Annotated in this window: 22 protein-coding genes; 11 read left to right on the forward strand and 11 right to left on the reverse strand. The window is 67.5% G+C overall.

Annotated elements, in window-relative coordinates:
* The first annotated feature begins 780 nt into the window (after positions 1-780).
* From KME77_RS14180 to KME77_RS14195, 4 genes are all read left to right on the forward strand, one after another.
* Entirely contained in the window at positions 781-1497 is a 717-nt protein-coding gene (locus KME77_RS14180) for a GntR family transcriptional regulator (protein ID WP_219466958.1), read from the forward strand.
* Positions 1498-2300: 803 nt separating this feature from the next.
* Complete coding sequence (locus KME77_RS14185; RefSeq protein WP_219466961.1) at positions 2301-2957, forward strand: JAB domain-containing protein; 657 nt, start codon at positions 2301-2303, stop codon at positions 2955-2957.
* 1875 nt (positions 2958-4832) lie between these two features.
* Positions 4833-5345: a GntR family transcriptional regulator gene (locus tag KME77_RS14190; protein ID WP_219466962.1), complete on the forward strand. Its 513-nt coding sequence runs from the start codon at positions 4833-4835 to the stop codon at positions 5343-5345.
* Positions 5346-5386: 41 nt separating this feature from the next.
* Positions 5387-5866 carry a GntR family transcriptional regulator gene (locus KME77_RS14195; protein WP_219466965.1) on the forward strand — a complete coding sequence of 160 codons (480 nt, stop codon included), beginning with the start codon at positions 5387-5389 and terminating at the stop codon, positions 5864-5866.
* A 93-nt stretch (positions 5867-5959) separates the two neighbouring features.
* On the opposite strand, the gene KME77_RS14200 is transcribed toward KME77_RS14195, so the two are convergent.
* The 3 genes from KME77_RS14200 to KME77_RS14210 form a co-directional block, all read right to left on the reverse strand.
* Positions 5960-6361, reverse strand: coding sequence for an ASCH domain-containing protein (locus KME77_RS14200; RefSeq protein WP_219466967.1), 402 nt, complete (start codon positions 6359-6361; stop codon positions 5960-5962).
* A gap of 17 nt (positions 6362-6378) precedes the next feature.
* Positions 6379-7401, reverse strand: a complete 1023-nt coding sequence (locus KME77_RS14205; RefSeq protein ID WP_219466970.1) for a hypothetical protein — start codon at positions 7399-7401, stop codon at positions 6379-6381.
* Positions 7402-7900: 499 nt separating this feature from the next.
* The gene (locus KME77_RS14210) at positions 7901-8836 is read right to left on the reverse strand and encodes a DMT family transporter (RefSeq protein WP_372451173.1); all 936 of its coding nucleotides are present in this window, start codon (positions 8834-8836) and stop codon (positions 7901-7903) included.
* Positions 8837-9500: 664 nt separating this feature from the next.
* Between KME77_RS14210 and KME77_RS14215 the strand changes: the two genes are divergently transcribed.
* Positions 9501-10898, forward strand: a complete 1398-nt coding sequence (locus KME77_RS14215) for an aminotransferase-like domain-containing protein (RefSeq protein ID WP_219466971.1) — start codon at positions 9501-9503, stop codon at positions 10896-10898.
* 191 nt (positions 10899-11089) lie between these two features.
* On the opposite strand, the gene KME77_RS14220 is transcribed toward KME77_RS14215, so the two are convergent.
* Positions 11090-11395: a hypothetical protein gene (locus tag KME77_RS14220; RefSeq protein WP_219466974.1), complete on the reverse strand. Its 306-nt coding sequence runs from the start codon at positions 11393-11395 to the stop codon at positions 11090-11092.
* Positions 11396-11439: 44 nt separating this feature from the next.
* On the opposite strand from KME77_RS14220, the gene KME77_RS14225 reads away from it, so the two are divergent.
* From KME77_RS14225 to KME77_RS14235, 3 genes are read left to right on the forward strand one after another with little or no spacing between them, the layout of a single operon-like run.
* The gene (locus tag KME77_RS14225) at positions 11440-12057 is read left to right on the forward strand and encodes a CGNR zinc finger domain-containing protein (protein WP_219466976.1); all 618 of its coding nucleotides are present in this window, start codon (positions 11440-11442) and stop codon (positions 12055-12057) included.
* A 43-nt stretch (positions 12058-12100) separates the two neighbouring features.
* Complete coding sequence (locus KME77_RS14230; RefSeq protein ID WP_219466978.1) at positions 12101-12712, forward strand: GNAT family N-acetyltransferase; 612 nt, start codon at positions 12101-12103, stop codon at positions 12710-12712.
* Positions 12713-12720: 8 nt separating this feature from the next.
* Positions 12721-13596, forward strand: a complete 876-nt coding sequence (locus KME77_RS14235) for a 1,4-dihydroxy-2-naphthoate polyprenyltransferase (RefSeq protein ID WP_219466980.1) — start codon at positions 12721-12723, stop codon at positions 13594-13596.
* Here KME77_RS14235 and KME77_RS14240 read toward each other — a convergent pair.
* On the reverse strand, positions 13543-13926 hold the full coding sequence (locus KME77_RS14240) for a hypothetical protein (protein WP_219466983.1): 384 nt from the start codon (positions 13924-13926) through the stop codon (positions 13543-13545). The two genes, KME77_RS14235 and KME77_RS14240, sit on opposite strands and share 54 nt — an antisense overlap.
* A gap of 105 nt (positions 13927-14031) precedes the next feature.
* Between KME77_RS14240 and KME77_RS14245 the strand changes: the two genes are divergently transcribed.
* Positions 14032-14790, forward strand: coding sequence for a GntR family transcriptional regulator (locus KME77_RS14245; protein ID WP_219466986.1), 759 nt, complete (start codon positions 14032-14034; stop codon positions 14788-14790).
* Complete coding sequence (locus tag KME77_RS14250) at positions 14778-15359, forward strand: GNAT family N-acetyltransferase (RefSeq protein WP_219466990.1); 582 nt, start codon at positions 14778-14780, stop codon at positions 15357-15359. The genes KME77_RS14245 and KME77_RS14250 overlap by 13 nt, the downstream gene beginning before the upstream one ends.
* On the opposite strand, the gene KME77_RS14255 is transcribed toward KME77_RS14250, so the two are convergent.
* Positions 15346-15567, reverse strand: coding sequence for a S1 RNA-binding domain-containing protein (locus tag KME77_RS14255; RefSeq protein ID WP_219466991.1), 222 nt, complete (start codon positions 15565-15567; stop codon positions 15346-15348). The two genes, KME77_RS14250 and KME77_RS14255, sit on opposite strands and share 14 nt — an antisense overlap.
* Positions 15568-15716: 149 nt before the next feature.
* Positions 15717-16088: a VOC family protein gene (locus KME77_RS14260; protein ID WP_219466993.1), complete on the reverse strand. Its 372-nt coding sequence runs from the start codon at positions 16086-16088 to the stop codon at positions 15717-15719.
* Between the two features lie 78 nt (positions 16089-16166).
* Here KME77_RS14260 and KME77_RS14265 point away from each other — a divergent pair, with 78 nt between their 5' ends.
* A complete protein-coding gene (locus KME77_RS14265; protein WP_219466995.1) occupies positions 16167-16631 on the forward strand; it encodes a MarR family winged helix-turn-helix transcriptional regulator in 465 nt (154 codons plus the stop codon).
* A gap of 24 nt (positions 16632-16655) precedes the next feature.
* On the opposite strand, the gene KME77_RS14270 is transcribed toward KME77_RS14265, so the two are convergent.
* The 4 genes from KME77_RS14270 to KME77_RS14285 form a co-directional block, all read right to left on the reverse strand.
* Entirely contained in the window at positions 16656-17129 is a 474-nt protein-coding gene (locus KME77_RS14270) for a GNAT family N-acetyltransferase (RefSeq protein WP_219466996.1), read from the reverse strand.
* A gap of 149 nt (positions 17130-17278) precedes the next feature.
* Positions 17279-18016, reverse strand: a complete 738-nt coding sequence (dapB, locus tag KME77_RS14275) for a 4-hydroxy-tetrahydrodipicolinate reductase (protein ID WP_219466997.1) — start codon at positions 18014-18016, stop codon at positions 17279-17281.
* Positions 18017-18098: 82 nt separating this feature from the next.
* The gene (locus tag KME77_RS14280; RefSeq protein ID WP_219466998.1) at positions 18099-18758 is read right to left on the reverse strand and encodes a response regulator; all 660 of its coding nucleotides are present in this window, start codon (positions 18756-18758) and stop codon (positions 18099-18101) included.
* Positions 18755-19906, reverse strand: a complete 1152-nt coding sequence (locus KME77_RS14285; protein WP_219466999.1) for a sensor histidine kinase — start codon at positions 19904-19906, stop codon at positions 18755-18757. Before KME77_RS14285 ends, KME77_RS14280 begins: the two co-directional genes overlap by 4 nt.
* Positions 19907-20150 lie beyond the last annotated feature (244 nt).

Raw genomic sequence — 20150 nt, forward strand, 5'->3', positions numbered from 1 at the left:
GGGGGCGGAGGGTAGAAGTGGCGGGCGAGCGGGCGAGCGGGCGAGCGGGCGAGCGGGCGAGCGGGCGAGCGGGCGAGCGGGCGAGCGGGCGAGCGGGCGAGCGGGCGAGCGGGCGAGCGGGCGAGCGGGCGAGCGGATCGTAGCCAGCGCACGGTTGGTGGACGATCCGCGGGAGGCAGACGGACGGTGGACGGCGACCGAACGGCGACCCACTTACGCCCCCACTGGAATCACCGCAGATAGATGAACCACAGAAGCGACGGGTCTGCGCGTGCTGGTGGGGCTGCACCGTTAGAGCAAGTGCCGACGGCGAAGGCGAGAAGCCCTGTGTGCTCCGCTTCGCAGGCTGAATCGCAGCTATCGGCAAGTCACTGGGGTGGATTGCAGCTGTTTGCCGTACGGAGTGCGGCTGCGCGAGTCTCGCGTCGAAAGCGGGGGGAGGGTGCGGACACAAGCGTCGACCTGGAGGTCTCACCTCACCGTGGCCACCGCAGGTTGCCGTTCGACGTGGTGGGAGCGGGTGTCGCAACTGAGCCGCGGCACAGGTTCGTGCGCTCTGGACTGCGCCCATGAGAAGAGGCCGCCGATATGTGCTCGGGGGTACACACATCGACGACCTCTACCGAACAATCGGTGGCCCTTACATCGGCGTTACAAGGTTTTCTCGATAATTTCCGCCGCCGCAAAGTTGGGGCTCCAAGTGTCCTCGATGACGGTCGGTTACCTGTCGAATACGGCAACATAGGGCATCGCCTCACACGAACCCCCAGGGATGGACTAGTGGCCACCTCAGATCCGGTCTACCTGCGTGTCGTCGAAGACATTCGACGACAGATCACAGACGGCACCCTTCCCCCCGGCGCGCCTATTCCGTCACGGGCGCAGCTGACCCGCAAGTATCAGGTCGGCGAGACCGCCGCCCGCCACGCTCTTCGCGTTCTGGCGGGTGAGGGCCTCATCATCGGCCGCGTGGGATCGGGCCATTACGTCAGAGAACGCCCCGCCCTCTCACCCTTGCACCGATGGCGGTTCCTCGACCATCCTGCCCCGTTCGCCGCCGATCTGCAGTCACAAGGCAGGCGTGTGACCTGGGACTGGCACAGCGAACCCGCTGAAGCCGGCCCCGACATCGGCAGACGCCTCCGGCTCGACGAATCGACCACGCTGACGAGGACGCACTACGTCTTTCGCGGCGACGGCAGGCCGCTCCAACTGGTCACCTCATACGAGCCACTGGAGTTCGCGGCTCACAATGAGGAGGAACGGCGCAGCCTGGTCGCCAGGATGTACGCGCACGGGATAAAAATCACGGAGGTGGTCGAAAGCGTTCACACGCGCGTGCCCCGGCCTACGGAGAGCGATGCTCTCGATCTTCCGGCGGGCGTGCACATCCTGCATATCGAGCGTACGCACTGGGCAGGCGACCGCCCGGTGGAGACCAGTGACATCGTGATCCCGGGTGATCGCTTCCGGATCATGTACAGCATGCCGGTTTAGATGAGCGCGTTACAGGGCTCCGGGCCGATACCCGTGCCGTTCGGCCTGGAGCTCAGCAGAGAGTCTTGGCGTGTCTTCCGTTTCGGTCCTTGTTGGTACCTCTTATGTCATGTCTGCGCATGAGTCGCAGCCCTTGTGATCACTTAATCGGTGTCAGTCGTCGGTAGCGGCTGGAGATGGCGCGACCGCGATATGCCGGTCCACGCTTCCCGCGCATTGCGACGACGGCAGATCTTACGAAGTAATTCAGGCTCGCTGGCCACCTGAAGCACACGCCCCGCCACGGCGGTCCTCGCCGTCTCTACCGCCCTGCTCTGCACTCACCTGCGAGCACTTCGAGCGTCGGTCGGCGGTAACTTGCTCTCCTATGGACTCCATCGGAAGGCGCTCGTCGCGCGAAGAGCTTCCATGGGCTCTGGAGGCGCTTGGCTTCACGGCGGGCGGCTCACGAAGGTTCGCCGGCGCGATGCCTCATGTAGGTACGGGTCGCCGCTCACGATCTTGGCGTGGGCAAGGCGTCTCCCAGCAGACCCCTTTGGTGAAGCGTTGACGGCAACGACCCGTACACCTTGATGACGCCGGTAACAGTGAACGTTGCCGGGAAACCTGCAACGTCACCAGCTGCTTCCCTGATGCGTCCCGTTGCTGCCTGAGACACGCGGCCACATGCACCACCTCCTGACGACGTAGCTCTCGCGAGCTGTGAATGCTGCTCGAACACGGTCCTCAAGGTGTCGGAGCGATGACCTTCGGAGGGCTGAGGTTGTCGGTGCTCGTTGATAGAACGGTTCTGGAGGTTGCGGATGCGAGTCAAGGACCTGCCCAAACATGAGCGGCCACGCGAGCGGCTGATGGCGAGCGGCGCGACGGCGCTGGCCGATCGCGAGTTACTGGCCGTGCTGCTGGGCTCGGGGTTCCGGGGGTCGAGCGCGATGGATCTGGCGGCGCAGGTGATCGAGCACTGTGGTGACCTTGACGGGCTCGCCAGGGCTGAGCCGCATCGGCTGCTCGCCGTACCCGGTGTGGGGCCGGCCAAAGCCGCGCGAGTGGCGGCGGCCTTTCATCTCGTACGGCGCGCGCAGGCGGAGCCCGAGCCGGCAAGGATCGCGAACACCTCCGACCTGGCCATGGTCGTCGCCCCACTGCTGCACGGTCACACGCGAGAGCGACTGGTTGTGGTGGTGTGCGATGTTCGGGGTGCGGTGTTGCGGCGGGTGGTGCTCACGGAGGGCGGATCTGATCACACGACGGTTCCGGTCCGGGACATCATCACGGTGGTGTTGACGGCCGGCGGGGCGGGGTTCGGGATGGCGCACAATCACCCCAGCGGCTGTCTCGACGCGAGTGACGCGGATGCGGCGGCTACGGCCCAGCTTGCGGAGGCTGCCGAGACGGTCGGACTCCGGTTTCTCGACCACTTGATCGTCACAGATACGGGGTGGCGGCGAGTGCGGTTCTGATCGTCACGGGGCGGGAGTAGTGGGCGAGGGCAGCGCGAGGACGATCATCCCGGTTTCACCCATGCGGCAAGACCGCCGAGCATGGCACCGGCCGTAAGGCATGGAGCCTGACGTGATGGGAGCTCACGTGGCGCCGAACCGCCCGTGAGCTTGATCGGCGCGCAATCACCACCGAAGCACATAAGAGAGACCAGGACCGCTAAATCGCCAAATATCGACTGCCGCACCTACATTTCCCTCTTTTCCCGAGAATAAGAGTTGAGCGTTCCTCGGAAAGCTGGCCCATGCCACCAGTGGCAGGTAGGGCCACCAGGGCAGCATTGGCCTTGTTTGAGCCGCTCTGCGGAGCCGCCAAGAGTGCTGATCTACCGTAAGAACACCGAAAGGAATCTTTCTGTTGATAGCGCTGAACCTCAGTTTTCCGCTAACAGCCCATGAGACGCTTCTTTCTGCGAGCAGGCCGTTTGGACGTCAGCCGGTCAACCGCTCGCAAGCGCGTGGTCCCGTGCTCCCCGGAGGGCATGGGACCACGCGTACCCGCCACCGGGTTCCACCCACTGTGCGCGACGGCGCAATCCGCAGTGGACGGAACGGGCTCCCCGGCAAGTCCAAGCCCGGCGGCAGGTTCTCGGGAAGGCTCAGCTCCACCGAGCGGGTTCCTCGCACATGTCAGCGCACTGCGCGACGCTGTCAGTGAGGGGAACCCGTGAAAAACCGAAGGCTCTCTGAATCGCGGCCGCTCTACTGTAGAGGGCGGCTGCCTCGTCGCTGGCCCTGTATCAGACGCGGGATGTGGGGCCAGCGACGACCTTCGATCAGCAGCATGGATATAGATTTTCCGACATTTCCGAGTAAATGGCATGGCCGTGAGTCGGCATCTGAGATGCAACAGCGGCGCAGACGAAGTGTGAGCGACAATCCCTTCGCACGTAACGCCCAGGAACTCGACCATATAAGCCAAGTTCCGCGCAAACGTGAAGCAGCCGTTATCTATCAGAGCAACCATTCTTCGGCGACACCATCTCAAGCGGCTCCCCGACTGTGCGCCGATAGCGAGCCCTCTCCGCAGCCATTGAAGTAGCTTCAAGCGTCGCCAACATCCGGCACAAAGCCGTGAACACATATTTTGGGCCCCCGGCAGAACGCGGAGCATTGGGATGACGTCTGCCGGGGGAACGGGCAGGCACGAACCACTGCCTGGCCGAGCGAACGGACCGCTGCGCAGGGCGATCCGTGAACTCATGACTCCGCCCCCTCCTGACCATCCACGTCGTCGAAGCCATGAGACCCGACCCACTGGGCGGCAGTATGCGGGCCGGGAGTCTTCAGATCATGAAACCCAGAGGCCGCAGAGGGGCCGGTCCCTGGATCATCCAGAATTGGCACCGGCCGGCCGCTCTCACCATCGAGCGCCGCCCCGTCGAAGCCGCAATGCGGCATCCAGCAGCAAGCACCACATCCATGCCAGAAGGCGATGCTGGATACGCCGACGCCGGCTCGCGATCATTGAGCGTCCCCTGCCAGTAGTTGTTTCCACCACACCTCCACCTCAGAGGCGACTTTTCGAGCACTTTCTTCCACCACCAGTCGCTTACCTCCTCTGGTTGTACGGCGAATGCAGCGCAGGCCGCCTATCTGACAGAGCTCGTAGAAGACGGGCTTACAGTCGCAGGTGTAGTCGTGGACGCGAACCCGTTCGATGCAGGGGCGCACGGGATCCCATTCGATCGACACTGGCGAACTGTTCGACGCTGCCACATGGCGTCCGTGGAGGTCTCCTTTTTCCCACGGCATGCCTTAACTATAACCCAGGCGTATTCACTGGTCTAGGTCCTGTATCAATACACTCAAAGAGCGTGTCTATTTTGTGTAGGCATGTATGGTTTCGTCTATAATCCCTTTGTGCTCGATCGCGAAGGACCCGTGCCTCTGTACAAGCAGGTCGCCGAGCTGATCTGCGAGAAGATCGAGCGCGGGGAACTGGTGGCAGGCGATCCGGTGCCCAGCGAGGCCACACTCGAGAAGGATTATGCGATCGCCAGGACCACTGCCAGGCGAGTGGCGCGAGAGCTTCGCGAGCAAGGCATGGCGTACACGATCCAGGGCGAGGGCACGTTCGTCGGCCCACCCGGCGCACCGCGTACGCCCAGAACGATGCCGATCTACCAGAAGATCGCCGAAGAGATCGCCGAGCGCATCCGACGGGGCGAGATAGCACCCAATCGGGCGATCCCTGGCGAGAAGGCCATGATGCGGCAGTACGGCGTCGCCAAGGTGACCGCACGGCAGGCGGTGGGACATCTCAGGGAGCAAGGCTGGGTGTTCACCGTTCCCTATCGGGGCACCTATGTGTCCGATCCCAAGGACTGGCCCGGTAAAGGGCCGTAACTCGTCACCCCTTGTATGGCCGCCCGTATACCCTGAGTGTCATGCTCGATCGCGAGGGTGACAGGCATCCTTATCAGCAGATCACCGAGATACTCCGGTTGCGCATTACCCGTACGCTGGCGCCGGGCGATCCGGTGGCCAGCGAGGCGCAGATACAGCGCGAGTTCGGGGTGGCACGCACCACCGCACGCAGAGCGATTCGAATGCTTCGGGACGAGGGACTGGTCCACACCGTTCATGGTGAGGGGACGTTCGCGGGGGTGCTCGATCAGGCACCGCGCGTTTCTCAAAAAATCCCGCTATATCAGCATATAGCTGCCGATATCGCGCAGCGCATCAAAGCCGGAGAACTGCGGCCGAGGCGGCCCATTCCCGGAGAGGCCGCACTGCTGCGGCAGCATGAGGTGGCGCGGGAGACTGTACGGCGAGCCATGGCGCTGCTGCGCGACCAAGGGTGGATTTATACCGTCCCGCAACGTGGCAGCTTCGTCTGTCCCGAGGAGCGTTGGCCGACAGAGTGAGTGACCGCCATCGTCGCACCAGGCTGACGGGCCACGGGTCGTCGTCTTCGTGAGTTCGCCGCGTCCTTACGGATTGCTCGTCGTTCTCGTGGGTCACTGGTCGTTGAGCAGGCGGAAGGTCAGGCATACGACGGTGGATGAGTCGGTCACCTTGTGGCCCAGGCCGGCCCAGTAGCGGGCGTGGGCCTCGCGCCAGTGGTCGATCGAGCGGAAGCCCTCTCCCTCCGACTGGGCGAACTCCCAGGTCACCGCGGAGAACGGTGTCGGTTCTACCTTGGTGATCTCCAGCAGGGCCACCCGGGTGCCGGTGTTGTCGATCAAAGCGAGGTGTTCGCCGAGGTGTTCCAGGGGCTCGTTCTCGGCCTCGTAGTCGAGTTCCAGCAGGCCGGCGGTGGCGGTTTTGGCGCCGGACAGGACCAGGTCGGTGAGCCAGGTGCGCTGGTCGCCGGGCATGCCGAGTTCGAGTACGCGTAGTCCGTTCATGCGAGCCCACATGCGACAGAGCGTACGTGTCAGAAGACCGGGATGATTTCCTCGGGGTCGATGAAGTCGACCACCACGCCCTCCAGGTCGAGCTCGGGGATGGCGGGGAACGCGATGCCCCAGCGTTCGACGATGACGCGGACGCGGGCCATCGCTACTCGCCAGTTCTCGGCCTGCTCCTCGTACGACAGCACGCCCAGGCCGGCGTCACGGGCGTGGTCCATCAGAACGCGGTGGTTGGGCAGGAAGTACGGCGGTAGTTCCCAGAAGCCCTCGGGTGGCTCCCAGAGGATCATGGACAGGAAGACGAAGCCGGCGCGGAGCTGGCGGGTGATGAGGGAACGGGTCTCGTCGGTGAGACCGGGCCACTCGTTCTCCAGGATGGTCATGCAGATCTGGAGATGTCGGGACTCGTCCCGGCCGATGCGCTGGAACATCTCGCCGAAGACAGGGTGTTGGGTGCCCGAGGCCATCCCCCTGAACAGGGTGGAGGCGGCCATCTCGCCCATCATGAAGCTGGTGAAGAGAACGGGGAGCGTGTACTTGCCCACGGCGACGTTGTAGCCGGTCCAGTAGCGGCCGCCGTTGTGGTAGAGCCAGCCGATGTTGTTGTGGGCTGCCTTCTCCAGGTCGTCGGAGGGGGTCCAGTCGAGGGGGCCGCCGGGCCAGAGTTTGGCGATGGTGCGCTGGCAGCATTCCTCGTGGTTCATCTCGTCGCGGGTGATCGAGAAGAAGCACTTCCTGACCGGGTCCTCCTCGTGCTTCTCGAACGCCTGGATGGTAGCGCGGGCGAACACGGCCGGTCCTGAGGCGTCGAAGTTCGCCAGGACGGAGAACCAGTACATGATTCCCAGGCGCTGTTCGCGGGTGAAGTCGTCCGGGTTCAGGCCGTCCCAGGGGAGGTCGGCTGGGTTCCAGAGGGTTCGTTTGGATTTTTCGTATATGGCGGCCAGTTTGGCGGTCTCTACTCGCCATTCCATCGGGTAGATGTTCGGCTGCGGGATTTCCGGGGCGGGCCAGAAGCCGCCCTCGGGGACGGTGAGGTCTGCCATGTGACACCTCCACTACCTATCCTGCGGGGCGGCGTCACGGCTTTCAAGTTTGCCCCGCAAGGGCGCGCTTCCTTGCGTCTTGGAGGGGAGGAAGGGCGAAGTCGGTTGATGTGCGGATTTGGCGGGGTCTTTTGCTGCGGTGCTCTCTGGGGGTCGGGGTACGGCTGGAGGTCTGGTGATCGTTGGGTCGGGCGCGTTGGCGTTGCACGGTCGTCATGTGGGACATGGCGGGGGCGGGTGGGCGCTGTGCAGGGATGGCCAGGGGATCGGTGAATGTTGTACGGACCTGGTCAGGCGGTTGATGAGTGCTGAGCGGACCTGGTCAGGCGGTTGGTGGATGCTGAGCGGGCATGGACAGGCGGTTGGTGGATGCTGTGCGGGCGTGGCCACGGGGTAGCGGGCGCTGTGCGGGCTTGGCCGACGGTTTGGTGGGTGCTGTGTGGGCGTGGTCGGGTTTGGGGACGCTGCGTGGGGGTGGGTGGGATGTGGGTCTAGCTGATCATGTACGGGTGCGTTGGGTGATGGCTACGCACACCAGTACTGCCAGTGCCGTTGCCACCGTGGCCGGACCGTAGCGCTCCCCCATCAGGAACCAGGCCCAGACCAGCGTGAGCAGCGGCTGTGTGAGCTGGGTCTGGCCTGCTCTGGCGATTCCGCCCCTGGCCAGACCGGCGTACCACGGGACAAAGCCGAGGAACATCGAGATCGCGCCCACGTACGCGAACCCGGCGACCGCCTCCACGGACGGCTCGATCGGGGTGGTGAGCGCGAGTACGGCGGTTATGGGGGCGGTGAGGGGGAGGGAGAGGACGAGGGTGTGGGAGATGACCTGCCAGCCGGGTGCGTCGCGGGAGAGCCTGGCGCCCTCCGTGTAACCGACGGCCGCTGAGACGAGGCAGCCGACCAGGAGCAGGTCCGGCCAAGCGGCGGAGTCCTGGCCCCGGGTGAGGGTGAACGCGGTGATCGCGGCGGCTCCTGCCGTACAGGCGAGCCAGAAGGCGGGGCGTGGGCGTTCGCCGGCGCGTAGGACGGCGCAGGCGGCGGTGGCTGCGGGGAGCAGGCCGATGACGACGGCCGAGTGGGAGGTGGTGGCGCCGAGATGGAGCGCCAGACCGCTGAAGACCGGGAAACCGAAGACGACGCCGAGAGAGATCGCGGCGTATGACCCCCATTGGGCACGGGGTGGGAGGAGCGGGAGGCGGGCGAAAAGTAGGCAGATGACGGCTATGACACCGGCGATCGCGGCACGGCCGATGGCGACGAGCCAGGGATCGAAGCCACGCATCGCGTACACGGTGGCGGGGAACGAGCCGGAGAAGGCGAGGACGCCGAGGAAGGCCAGAGCGGTTCCTTGGCGAGCACGGCTTCCGCGGGAGTGAACCGCGGAGGTTTGTGCGGGCGGACCGCCGTTCGAGTGACCTGCAGCGTTTTGTATGGCCGGACTGCCGGGCGGGTGATCTGCAGCGCTCTGTGCGGCTGGACGGCCGGGCGAGTGACTTGCAGCGCTCTGTGCGACTGGAGCGCTGCCCGAGTGACCTGTAGCGCTCTGTGCGGCCTGGTCGTCTCCCGAGTGAGCGACCGGCGTTGAGGAGGCCGACACCAGGGCCGACGCTGAGGTTGATGCCGAGGTCGACTTCGGAAACGGCGCAGGTAGGGGCACGGATGTCGACGCGGATGCTGGGGCGGGTGCCGGAGTGAGGGCGGACGCAGGGGCGGAGGCGGGTGCGGACGCAAGGGCGGGTGTGGGGGCGGAGGTCGAGGCGGGGGCGGAAATGGAGGTGGGGATGGGAGGGGATGCCGACGTGGAGATGGGGGGCGGCGCGGGGATGGACGCCGATGCGGGCTTCGATGTGGCCGCCGGGGCGGGTATGTGGGCGGACGCAGAGGCAGGGGCGGAGGGAGGTGTCGACGCGGGAGCGGAGGTGGGGGCAGAGGAAGGGGTGGACGCGAGCGGTGATGCCGATACAGGTTCAGATGCCGCAGCGGAAGCCTCCGCCGAAGCTGCATCCTTTGGTATCGCCCCTCCCGAGACGGCTCCTGGCCCCGCCGTTCTCGGGACCGCTACTCCATCGTCACCGATAGCGCTATCCTCATCTCTCATGGATCACGATAGCAGTATCGCCCACATCATCGCGATCCTCCGCGAAGAGGTCGCTCGCTCCCATCCCGGCGCCCGCCTGACGTCCTCCCGCGAGCTGATGCGCCGCCACAACGTCAGCCCCGTCACGGTCTCCCGGGCCATCGCGCAACTGACCGCCGAGGGCCGCATTGTCACCAAACCGGGCAGTGGAGCGTTCGCCGCCCATCCGCCGAGGAAGTCCTCCGACCCGCCGGACTTCTCCTGGCAAACCGTCGCCCTCGGTGACCGCGTCGTGGACGAGACGCCGGTGACCGCCCTGCTGAGCCCCGCCCCGGAGCAGGCGGTCGCGCTCACCGGGGGCTACCTGCCTCCTGGGCTCAGGCCGGACAAGCAGCTGGCCGCCGCCGCGGCGAGGGCCGTACGCAGGCCGAACGCGTGGGCGATGCCGCCGTTGACGGGGCTGGCCGAGCTGCGCAGGTGGTTCGCGACGCAGGCGGGAGGCGATGTGACGGCGGCCGACGCGTTGATCGTCAGTGGCGGACAGTCCGCGCTCACGCACGCGTTCAGGTCGCTGGCCGCTCCGGGGACGCAGGTGCTGGTGGAGACGCCGACGTACCCGGGCGCGCTGGCCGCGGCCAAGGCGGCGGGCCTGCGGGCGACGGCCGTGCCGATCGATCGCGACGGCGTACGGCCGGACCTGCTGGCGGAGGCGTTCGCGGTGACGGGGGCGCGGGTGTTCCTGTGCCAGCCGACGTTGCAGAACCCGACCGGTGCCACGCTGTCCGCCGAGCGCAGAGAACAGGTGCTCCAGGTGGCGAGGGCGGCCGGTGCGTTCGTGGTCGAGGACGACTACGCGCGCTACTTCACCGACCAGGCGCCGCCGCCGATGGTGTCGATGGACACGCACGGCACGGTCGTGTACATCTGTTCGCTCACCAAGATCCTCTCCCCTAGCGCGCGGGTGGCGGCCGTCGTGGCGCGGGGGCCGGCGGCGCACCGGCTGCGGGCGAACCAGTTGGTGGAGTCGTTCTTCGTGGCGCGTCCGCTGCAGGAGACGGTCCTGGACTTCGTCGGCTCGCCCGGCTGGACCAGGCATCTGGCGAGCGTACGCGCCGAGATCCTGCTCCGCCGTGACACGCTGGCGGCCGAGCTGGCCGCGCGGGTGCCCGCCGCCGAACTGCACCTGGTGCCGAAGGGCGGCGCGCACCTGTGGGTCCACCTGCCTGCCGAGATCGACGAGAACGCCCTGGTCGAGGCCGCCAGGCGTCACGGCGTGCTGGTGGGTGCCGGCAGGATGTACTACCCGTCGGAGCCGCCCGGCCCCCGCCTCCGCCTCACGCACCTGGCTGCGGCGAACCTGCCCGAGCTGGCGGAGGGGGTACGGAGACTGGCCCAGGCCGTTCACGAGAGCGCATGACAGACCAGCCGTTCACGACAGCAATGTGACACGACACACTGCCTTTCACGTCGGCACGTGAAGTGTCGGGTTGAGGTGCTGATATATCGGGCGTTGGAGTGGATGTTGCTGACACGTCGGGCGCTGACACGTCGGGCGCTGACATGGATGGCGCTGGAGTGGATGGCGGTGGCGCGTCAGGCGCTGGCACGTCAGGCGCTGGCGAACACCTCGTAGTGCTCCACAGTCCGCTCCCTGTCCACGAGGTAGCGGTCGTCCTCGGGATAAAAGACCGCTACGCCGGGATCGTCCCCAGCGAACGCCTTGATCGCCTCCCAGGACTCCCAGAGCGAGATCAGGTAGAACTCGGTACGTTCCTCCACGTCCCGCTTGGTGAAGTACGCCCCCTTGTTCCCAGGCGTCTGCGTGTAGCCGGTGAATCCGGTACGCAGCAGATACTCCGCGTACGCGTCGGCATCGGTCGTACGAGTCCATCCCCGCCATGTGCGAACGATCACGCAGCCCATGATGGCGCAACCTCCTATTGCCGTACAGTGGTGACATGCTGGCGCCCGCGGAGCTCGTGCGCGACTTCCTGAACACCTACGACCTCGACTCCGACGCCGACGAGCTGGCCTCGCCCGCCGAGCTGGCGCTCTGGCTGCGGGAGCGGGGGCTGATCGGCCGGCGCGACCGCGCGTCCGACGACGACCTCATCACCGCGCTCACCTTGCGCGAAGCCCTCCGCGCAGCGCTACGACACGACGACGGAGCCACTCAGCACAACAACACCACGCAACACAACAGCGCCGGAACTCAGCACAACAACGCCGCACACCACGACAGCGCCGGAACTCAGTACGAAACTCCCAACATGTCCCAGTTGCCGTCACTCCCCCTCCACATCCGCATCACCCCCCACCCAGAACTGGTCCCCATGGAGGACGGTGTCCAGGGCGCTCTGGCGAGGATCGCCGCCGCTACCATCAGTCCTTCCTGGCACCGGCTGAAGGTCTGCGCCGAGGCGACATGCCAGTGGGCGTTCATCGACTCCTCGAAGAACCGGTCAAGATCGTGGTGTTCCATGCGGGTCTGTGGCAACCGCACCAAAACACGTGCCTACCGGGCGAGGAAGCAGGGTTCGCGTCATCTCCAAGGCTCAAACACCGATACGGTGTAACTCGTGCCTTGTGGCATGACGGCAGGCGAAGGAGCGGGCCGAGATGGCAGACGTAGGCGTCCGGGCGGCCCGGCGCGAGGATGTGCTCCAGGTTGCGAATACTCAGATCCGCGCCTGGCGTTACGGCTATCGGGAGTTCCTCCCGGAAGGGCCGCTCGAGCAGATGACGGGAGCTGCGGCCGAGAAGATGTGGCTGCGCCAATGGGACGAGGCGATCGTCGCCCCGCCCACTCCCATGCACCGCGTTCTGGTGGCGGTGGAGACCATCCTCGACACGGAGGGGTTCCCCGCTCTGGGCCCCGGCGGCACCGGGGCCGCGCACGCCACGCCGCGCGGCGGTGAGCGGGTGGTCGGCCTGGCCTCGCACGCTCCTGCCGAGGACCCCGACTGCGACCCCACCATCACCGCCGAAATGCTGACCTTGCTGGTTGATCCCGACTTCGTGCGCCGCGGCCACGGCAGCCGCCTGCTCAACGCCACCGTCGACCACCTACGCGAGGACGGTTTCCGGCAAATCGTGACATGGGTGTTCGCCGACAACTATGCGGTGCTCGGCTTCCTGGAGTCGGCGGGCTGGGGCGAGGACATGGCCGAGCGCGTGCTCGACATGGGCCGTCCCATCCGCATGGTCAGGCTCACCACGGACATCAGCTAGAGGAACACATGGTTACCCCCGGTCAGTGGATCGCCGGCGCGCGTCCCCGAACCCTTCCCAACGCCGTCGTCCCCGTCATGGTGGGCACCGGCGTGGCGATCGGCGAGGGCGGCTTCATCTGGTGGCGCGCGGTCGTCGCGCTGCTCGTCGCGCTGTCGCTGCAGATCGGCGTCAACTACGCCAACGACTACAGCGACGGCATCCGCGGCACCGACGACCAGCGGGTGGGCCCGATGCGCCTGGTCGGCTCGCGCGTGGCCACCCCGCCGCAGGTGCTGGCGGCGGCGCTGGGCTGCTTCGCGATCGCCGCGGTGCTCGGGCTGACGCTGGTGATCGCGACGCGGGCGTGGTGGATCCTGCTCGTGGGCGCCGCCGCGATCGCCGCCGCCTGGTTCTACACCGGAGGCAGGACGCCGTACGGCTACCGCGCGCTGGGTGAGGCGTCGGTGTTCACGTTCTTCGGCGTCGTGCCCGTGGTCGGCACCGCGTACGTGCAGACGGAGCACCTGTCGTGGGCGGCCCTGGCGGCGTCCATCCCGGTGGGACTGCTGTCGTGCTCCATGCTCGTCGTGAACAACCTGCGCGACGTGGGCACCGACGGCAAGTCGGGCAAACGCACACTGGCCGTCGTGCTGGGCGAGGAGCGCACCCGCAAGCTGTACGCGGCGTGCCTGATCGTGCCGTTCGTGATCGCGGTGGCCATGCTCCCGGTCGCGCCGCTGGCCGCGGCCGCGGTGCTCGCGGCGCCGCTGGCGATCATCCCGGTCAAGACGGTCCTGCACGGCGCCGTCGGCCCCGCGCTGATCGGCGTGCTGCAGGCGACGGGCAAGCTACAGATGGCGTACGGGCTGCTGTTCGCCCTCGGCCTGGCGATCACCCTCTAGCCGGAATTGTCCCGTTGCCTGGCGATCACTCTCCAACTGGAACTGCGCCATTCCCTTCATCAGCCGCTCGGCCTGAGCGGCTTTTCCAGGTTCGCAGCCGTACCGGACGATCGTGTGGATGGTGCGCTGATGCGCGAGCCGCGGCAACAGCGGCCCGATGATGAGAATGGCGGTGATCAGCACGGACGCGACCGCCAGGGCGACCACCGCCACCGCGCTGCCGCTTCCGGCCACGGCGAAGCCCGAAAGGCCGGCCAGGCCGCCGATGACCGCCGCGGGTCCGCGACCGCCGACCAGGAGCGGCACGAGGCCTTTCTTGGGACGCGCCATGGCCATCACCGACTTTGGTACCAACCTTGACCTCAGGGTGGAACCAGAGTAGAGAAGTGTCAAGGCAATTGCTGGTTTTGTTGGTACCAATCATTGAAGGTGCCCATGACGACTTCCCTCTATCGCGCACTCGCCGACGATCTGAGAAAGTCGATCTATTGGGGCGAGCTCACGCCCGGCACCCGGCTGCCGACCGAGACCGAGTTGCAGGACAAGTACGGGGTCTCCCGCAACACCGTACGACTGGCCCTGGGGCTGCTCATCAATGAGGGGCTGATATTCACCAAGGCACGCCAAGGCACTTATGTGCGCGACCAGCGCCCCATGCGCATCATGCTGCACGACGACATAACTCCCGCCCAGGCCGCGACCCCCGAGTACGACGCCTTCACCGTCGAGATGATGCGGGAGGGCCGCGACCCCCGCCAGGTGATCGAGGTGCACGTCGTGCATCCCCCGGTCGAGCTGGCGACGCGACTGGAGCTCGGCGAGGAGGTTCTGGCCGCCGTCAGGCGCCGCCTGAAATACGTCGACGGCGAGCCCTATATGATCAACGACAGCTATTTCCCGCTGGAGCTGGTCCAGAGCAGCGAAATCATGGACCCCACCCCGATACCTCGCGGAGCGAATGAGGTGCTGCGCGAATTAGGACACCTTCAGCGGACGCTGGAGGACGAAATCATCTCCCGAATGCCGACCATCGAGGAATCGTCGCGCATGAACATCCGTCCGGGCACTCCGGTGACCGTCCATATTCGTACCGGCCGCGAGGACGGCGGGCTGCCCGTACGGGTCGCGGTGACGGTCGTTCCCGGTGACAAGGGAATTCTGCTGTACAAGATTGAGCAGCCATGCCAGACCTGATCCCGACCCGCGCGACCCCCGACGACACCCCTCGCATTCTGGAATTGCTCGACAATGCCGCCGCCTGGCTCCACAGGCGTGGCATCACTGCCCAATGGTCCATAGGCGGCTTCCCGACCGAACGCATCATCAGCGACATCCGTGACGGGCACGTGTACGTGGTGCGCCACGACACCTCACTCGTCGCCGCGGTCACCATCGACCGCCGCGCCGACCCGGAGCTCTGGCAGCCGGACGACAACCCCGACCGCGCCGTCTACGTGCACCGGCTGGTCGTGCGGCGCAGCTGGGCGGGACGCCGCATCGGGGCGCTGCTGCTGGACTTCGCCGCCGAGTGCGCGGCCGCCGCCGGGCTGCCGCTCGTCAGGGTCGACTGCGCCAAGGGCAACACCGACCTGCACCGCTACTACACGTCCATGGGCTTCAGCCACGTGCGGACCGTCGATCTGCCGCACCGCCGGTCGGGGGCGCTGTTCCAGCGGGCGACGTGCGGGGACCGAACGGCCCCCGCACTCACCACCGACCTCAAGGCGGGGGTGACCCTCAGCGCCAACCTCAGCCGGCGGTGAACCTCAGCCTCCGGTTCTCGTGGTCGATCTCGGCGATTCTCACCGAGACGCTCGATCCGGCCTGCGGCTGCTCTCTGCCGACGAGCAGCCCGTGCACCCCGTCGGCGACTTCGACGAAGACACCGAACGGGACAACTCTGGCGACGCGCCCGTCGAGCACGTCGCCGACGCCATGATGCGCCATGAAGCCTTCCCAGGCATGGGACATGCGATCACCTCCTTCCTGCGCGATCTCCGCCTGGCGGGTGCGCTGGAGGCGGCGGGCCACGGGCCCGCTCGGTGATCAAGGCGTGGCCGGGCGCCCCGTCTCGTCATGGCCCTTGGCCGACCCGGCAGTCACGCTTTTCAGCGTAGTCGCTACGGCACGGCGGTGAACAGCTCGTAGCTGTGCCCGTTGGGATCGCGTACGTAGACGCCGCGACCGCCGCCGAGGTGGTTGATCCGCCGGTCCCAGCCGTGGCCGGGGCCCGCGCCGTAGGCGATGTCCTGGGACTCCCGCAGCCGGCCCAGCACCGCGTCGAACGTGCCGTCGTCGACCAGGAACGCGTAGTGCCCCGGCTGCACCTGGCCCCGGTCGTCGAAGTCCAGCGCCAGATCTTCATTCACCCGTACCGGGACGAACGGCCCGGCCGGCGGTGAGACGGGCAGTCCCAGCAGGTCCGCGAGGAACGTGGCCGCCTCCGTCTTGTCCGCCGCCGAAACGATCAGGTGGTTCAGCACGATGGACATAGATGTCTCCATTCGGATATATGCGATTCGCACATACTATATATGCAGATCGCATCCATCCAGGGGTAGGCTACGAGCATGACTGCGCACGGCCTTCCCTCAACTGCATGCGACGGCGGTCCTGCCCTCTTCCGGCTCGTACGCTTCTGGTCCCGCCGGTGGATCAACCGGGCGTCGGAGGAGCAGACCGGAGAGACCCGCCACGTCCAGCACATCCTCGCCGTGGAGGCCGTCGACACCGGCATGGACACCACCGAGGAGGCCACCGTCGGCACCGTGGCCCACCAGCTCGGCCTTGACCACTCCGGCGCCAGCCGCATCGTCAAGGACGCCACCAAGGCCGGCTACCTGACCCGTGCCTCCTCCGAGCAGGACCGCCGCCGCGCCTCACTCCAGCTCACGCCCCACGGCGAGAACCTGCTGGCGGGCTCGCGGCAGTGGCAGCGGCACGCGTTCGACGAGCTGACGGTGGGCTGGGACGACTACGACCGGCGGCAGTTCGCCGCGTACCTGACCCGCCTGGCCGACGAACTCGGCGTCTGACAAGTCTCTTCCCAGGCCTCAGGTTCAGGCGCGCATCACCACGCGAGGGGCGATCTCGATGCCCAGCTCGCGTTCGTGCTCCACCAGCGCCCTCAGCTCTGGGCCCCATTCCGGCTCGGGCAGCACCTTGAAGCCGTGACGTTCGTACCAGGGGGCGTTCCAGGAGACGTCGCGGAACGTCGTGAGCGTCACCGCGGGGGCTCCGGCCGCCGCCGCGTGGTCGAGCACGCCCCGCATCAGCCGGCCGCCGATGCCCTGACGCATCCGGGCGGGGTGTACGGCGAGCTGCTCCAGATGGAGGTTGCCGTCGACCCAGGCGATCAGCGCGAACCCGGCGGGCGGGTCACCCTCCACGAGCACCACGGACGGGTCCGTGACCTCTTCGATCATGGTCGTGCCCGGCGGGAACACGATGCCCACCTGCTCGAACAGCCCGTCAGCGGCCAGCTCCACCGCCACCAGCCCCGGAAGGTCCTCCGCCTCAGCCCATCGCACCATGCGGACACGGTCTCATGTTCGGCGTGATTCGCGCCTCTGGATATTAGTGTGATGCTTGAAGGCCCGGCTGTGCGGAGCCGGAACCTCTCCTTACGTCGTGCCCATGACCCGCGCGAGCAGGTCGTGGGCATGACGTGCGTCCAGCGGACCTACAGGTTGAGCAGGGGCTCCAGGCCGATGGTCAGGCCGGCCAGCTCACGCACCCGCCGCACGCCGAGCAGGACCCCCGGGGTGAACGCCGCGCGGCTCATCGTGTCGTGCCTGATCGTCAGGGTCTCACCGTCGCCGCCCAGCAGCACCTCCTGGTGCGCGATCAGGCCGCTGAGCCGTACGGCGTGCACGTGGACGCCGCCGACGTCGGCGCCCCGCGCCCCGTCGAGCTGGGTGGAGGTGGCGTCGGGCATCGCGCCGAGCCCGGCCTTGGCGCGCGCCTCCGCGACCAGCTCGGCGGTGCGCCGGGCGGTGCCGGACGGGGCGTCGGCCTTGTTGGGGTGGTGCAGCTCGATGATCTCGACGGACTCGAAGTGCTTGGCCGCCTGCTGGGCGAAGTGCATCATGAGCACGGCGGCGATGCCGAAGTTGGGGGCGATCAGGCAGTTGGTGCCCGGTGAGGCGGCCAGCCAGCCCCGGATCGTGTCGAACCGCTCCTCGGTGAACCCCGTGGTGCCCACCACCGGATGCACGCCGTGAGCGATGGCCCATTCCAGGTTGCCCATGACCACGTCGGGATGGGTGAAGTCGACGACCACCTCGGCGGGCTCCAGGCCCTCGATGGCGTCGTCCTTGTCGAGCGCGGCGACCAGCTCCAGGTCGGGAGCCGCCTCGACCGCCTTGCACACCTCGACGCCGACGCGACCCAGCGCGCCGAGCACACCTACCCTGATCACAGGGCAACCCTATACCTGAACCCGCCCCCTGGGCCCGGCGCCCGCCGGTGATGACGCTCATCAGCAAGAGCCGGGCGGACTCTCAGGCCACCAGCCCGTTGCGGTAGGCGTAGACCACCGCCTGTACGCGGTCACGCAGGTCGAGCTTGGTGAGAATGCGCGACACGTACGTCTTGACGGTCTCCTGGCTGAGCACCAGCGACTCCGCGATCTCGCTGTTGGACAGGCCGTCGGCGATCAGGCGCAGCACCTCCAGCTCGCGCGGGGTCAGCGCGAGGCCGTCCGGAGTGGCCCCCGGTGGGCGGATCCGCGCCGCGTACCGGCCGACGAGCTGCCGCGTCACCTCGGGGGCCAGCAGCGCGGCGCCCGAGGCGACGGTGCGGATGCCGTGCAGCAACTGCGCCGGTGGGGCGTCCTTGAGCAGGAAGCCGCTGGCTCCCGCGCGCAGCGCCTCGTAGACGTACTCGTCCAGGTTGAACGTCGTCACCACGAGCACCTTGACCGGGTGCTCCACCCCGGCGCCGGCCAGCAGGCGGGTCGCCTCGATGCCGTCGAGCACCGGCATCCGGACGTCCATCACCACCATGTCCGGGTTCAGCCGGTGGGCGAGGTCGACCGCGGCGCGGCCGTCCCCGCACTCGCCCACCACCTCCAGGTCGGGCTGCGCGTCGATGATCGTGGAGAACCCGGTGCGGATCAGCGCCTGGTCGTCGCAGATCAGCACCCGGATCGGCGCGTTCACGAGGGGTTTCCGGCGGGGATGCGCGCCCGCACGACAAAGCCGTCCGCCCGCCGGTGCGCGCTGAACTCACCGCCCAGTGCGGCCACCCGCTCGCGGAGCCCGGCCAGGCCCCGCCCACTGCCACCGGGGGAAGCGGCTCGCGAGCCGCGGCCTTCGGTGCTGACCTCCACGGTGATCTCCCTTTCTCCATGACGTACGCGGACCACCGTACGGCTACCGTGCGCGTATTTGAGGGCGTTTGTCAGAGCTTCTTGAACCACTCGGTAAGCCACGAACTCGGCGCTGCCCGCCGACTCGGACGACTCGCCCTCCTCGATGTACTCCACCGGCTGACCGGCCTGGCGCGTCTGCTCCACCAGCGTGCGCAGCTCGCCGGCGGACGGCATCCGGACGTCGGTGTCGTGATCGGGATTGAGCAGGTCGAGCAGGTGCCGCAGGTCGCTGATGGCCCGCCGGCCGGTGTCGCTGACGGCGCTCAGGGCCGCGTCGAGGCGGTCGGGGGCGGCGGTCAGGTAGCGGGCCGCCTCGGCCTGCACGACCATCGCCGTCACATGGTGGGTCACGACGTCATGGAGCTCCCGGGCGATGCGGGTCCGCTCGGCCGCGCGGGTGGCCGCGGCGACGTGCAGGCGGTGCTCCGCCTCGGTGGCCCGGGTGGAGCGCAGCCAGGCCCCGATGCCCCACGCCACGACCAGCGCCAGGTAGAAAACCACCAGGTCGGCCGGCTCCTCGTTCAGGCCGAGCCGGGCGAGCGCGACCACCAGTGGCACGTACGCGGCGGAGAGGAGCAGCCCGACGGCGCGCCGGTGGTGTTCCAGGTAGGCGCCCGCGCTGATGAGCGCGACGGGCAGCGCGATGCCCGCCATCGCGTGGTAGGCGAAGATCTGGTCGAGGGCGAAGCCGAGCGACACCAGGACGAGGCAGAGGGCCGGCCGGCGTCGGCGCACGATGAGTGGCATGCTCTCCAGGGCGATCACCGCGACGGCCAGCCCGTCGTAGGGACTGGTCGGCAGCTCGCCGATCTGCGTCCCGTTGCCCTGGAACCCCGGCATGAGCGACACGACGGTCAGCAGCAGCGCTGAAGGGGCATCCCGGACAGTGACCTCACACCGCCGCCACAGCGCCGCGAGCTGTCGTAGGTCTATCACCGGGCATGCCCGACCGTCAGCGGCGTGCCGCCCCGCACCGCGCGCACGGCCGCGCCGGCGGTGAAGGTGACCGCCGCGACGGCCCCGGACCGTCTCAACAGGCGCATGACGACTCCTTGACGAGGTCCGCGGCCGGAGCGCCGCGCTCACCCCGCCAACGCTATGGATCGGGCGGCCGGGAATCGTCACCGCCCGGTGGACACTCCAGGTAGCTCACACGGGGGACAAAGAGTGTCCACCGGAC

The organism is Nonomuraea rhizosphaerae, from assembly GCF_019396405.1.
GTDB lineage: Bacteria > Actinomycetota > Actinomycetes > Streptosporangiales > Streptosporangiaceae > Nonomuraea > Nonomuraea rhizosphaerae.

What these genes read in the sequence shown, in the direction of transcription:
- KME77_RS14265 (WP_219466995.1), top strand. Translation starts at nt 16,167, where the DNA reads ATGACTGCGCACGGCCTTCCCTCAACTGCATGCGACGGCGGTCCTGCC.
- KME77_RS14195 (WP_219466965.1), top strand. Translation starts at nt 5,387, where the DNA reads ATGCTCGATCGCGAGGGTGACAGGCATCCTTATCAGCAGATCACCGAG.
- KME77_RS14240 (WP_219466983.1), bottom strand. Translation starts at nt 13,926, where the DNA reads ATGGCGCGTCCCAAGAAAGGCCTCGTGCCGCTCCTGGTCGGCGGTCGC.
- KME77_RS14250 (WP_219466990.1), top strand. Translation starts at nt 14,778, where the DNA reads ATGCCAGACCTGATCCCGACCCGCGCGACCCCCGACGACACCCCTCGC.
- KME77_RS14185 (WP_219466961.1), top strand. Translation starts at nt 2,301, where the DNA reads ATGCGAGTCAAGGACCTGCCCAAACATGAGCGGCCACGCGAGCGGCTG.
- KME77_RS14235 (WP_219466980.1), top strand. Translation starts at nt 12,721, where the DNA reads ATGGTTACCCCCGGTCAGTGGATCGCCGGCGCGCGTCCCCGAACCCTT.
- KME77_RS14215 (WP_219466971.1), top strand. Translation starts at nt 9,501, where the DNA reads ATGGATCACGATAGCAGTATCGCCCACATCATCGCGATCCTCCGCGAA.
- KME77_RS14225 (WP_219466976.1), top strand. Translation starts at nt 11,440, where the DNA reads ATGCTGGCGCCCGCGGAGCTCGTGCGCGACTTCCTGAACACCTACGAC.
- KME77_RS14255 (WP_219466991.1), bottom strand. Translation starts at nt 15,567, where the DNA reads ATGTCCCATGCCTGGGAAGGCTTCATGGCGCATCATGGCGTCGGCGAC.
- KME77_RS14200 (WP_219466967.1), bottom strand. Translation starts at nt 6,361, where the DNA reads ATGTGGGCTCGCATGAACGGACTACGCGTACTCGAACTCGGCATGCCC.
- KME77_RS14190 (WP_219466962.1), top strand. Translation starts at nt 4,833, where the DNA reads ATGTATGGTTTCGTCTATAATCCCTTTGTGCTCGATCGCGAAGGACCC.
- KME77_RS14270 (WP_219466996.1), bottom strand. Translation starts at nt 17,129, where the DNA reads ATGGTGCGATGGGCTGAGGCGGAGGACCTTCCGGGGCTGGTGGCGGTG.
- KME77_RS14230 (WP_219466978.1), top strand. Translation starts at nt 12,101, where the DNA reads ATGGCAGACGTAGGCGTCCGGGCGGCCCGGCGCGAGGATGTGCTCCAG.
- KME77_RS14205 (WP_219466970.1), bottom strand. Translation starts at nt 7,401, where the DNA reads ATGGCAGACCTCACCGTCCCCGAGGGCGGCTTCTGGCCCGCCCCGGAA.
- KME77_RS14260 (WP_219466993.1), bottom strand. Translation starts at nt 16,088, where the DNA reads ATGTCCATCGTGCTGAACCACCTGATCGTTTCGGCGGCGGACAAGACG.
- KME77_RS14245 (WP_219466986.1), top strand. Translation starts at nt 14,032, where the DNA reads ATGACGACTTCCCTCTATCGCGCACTCGCCGACGATCTGAGAAAGTCG.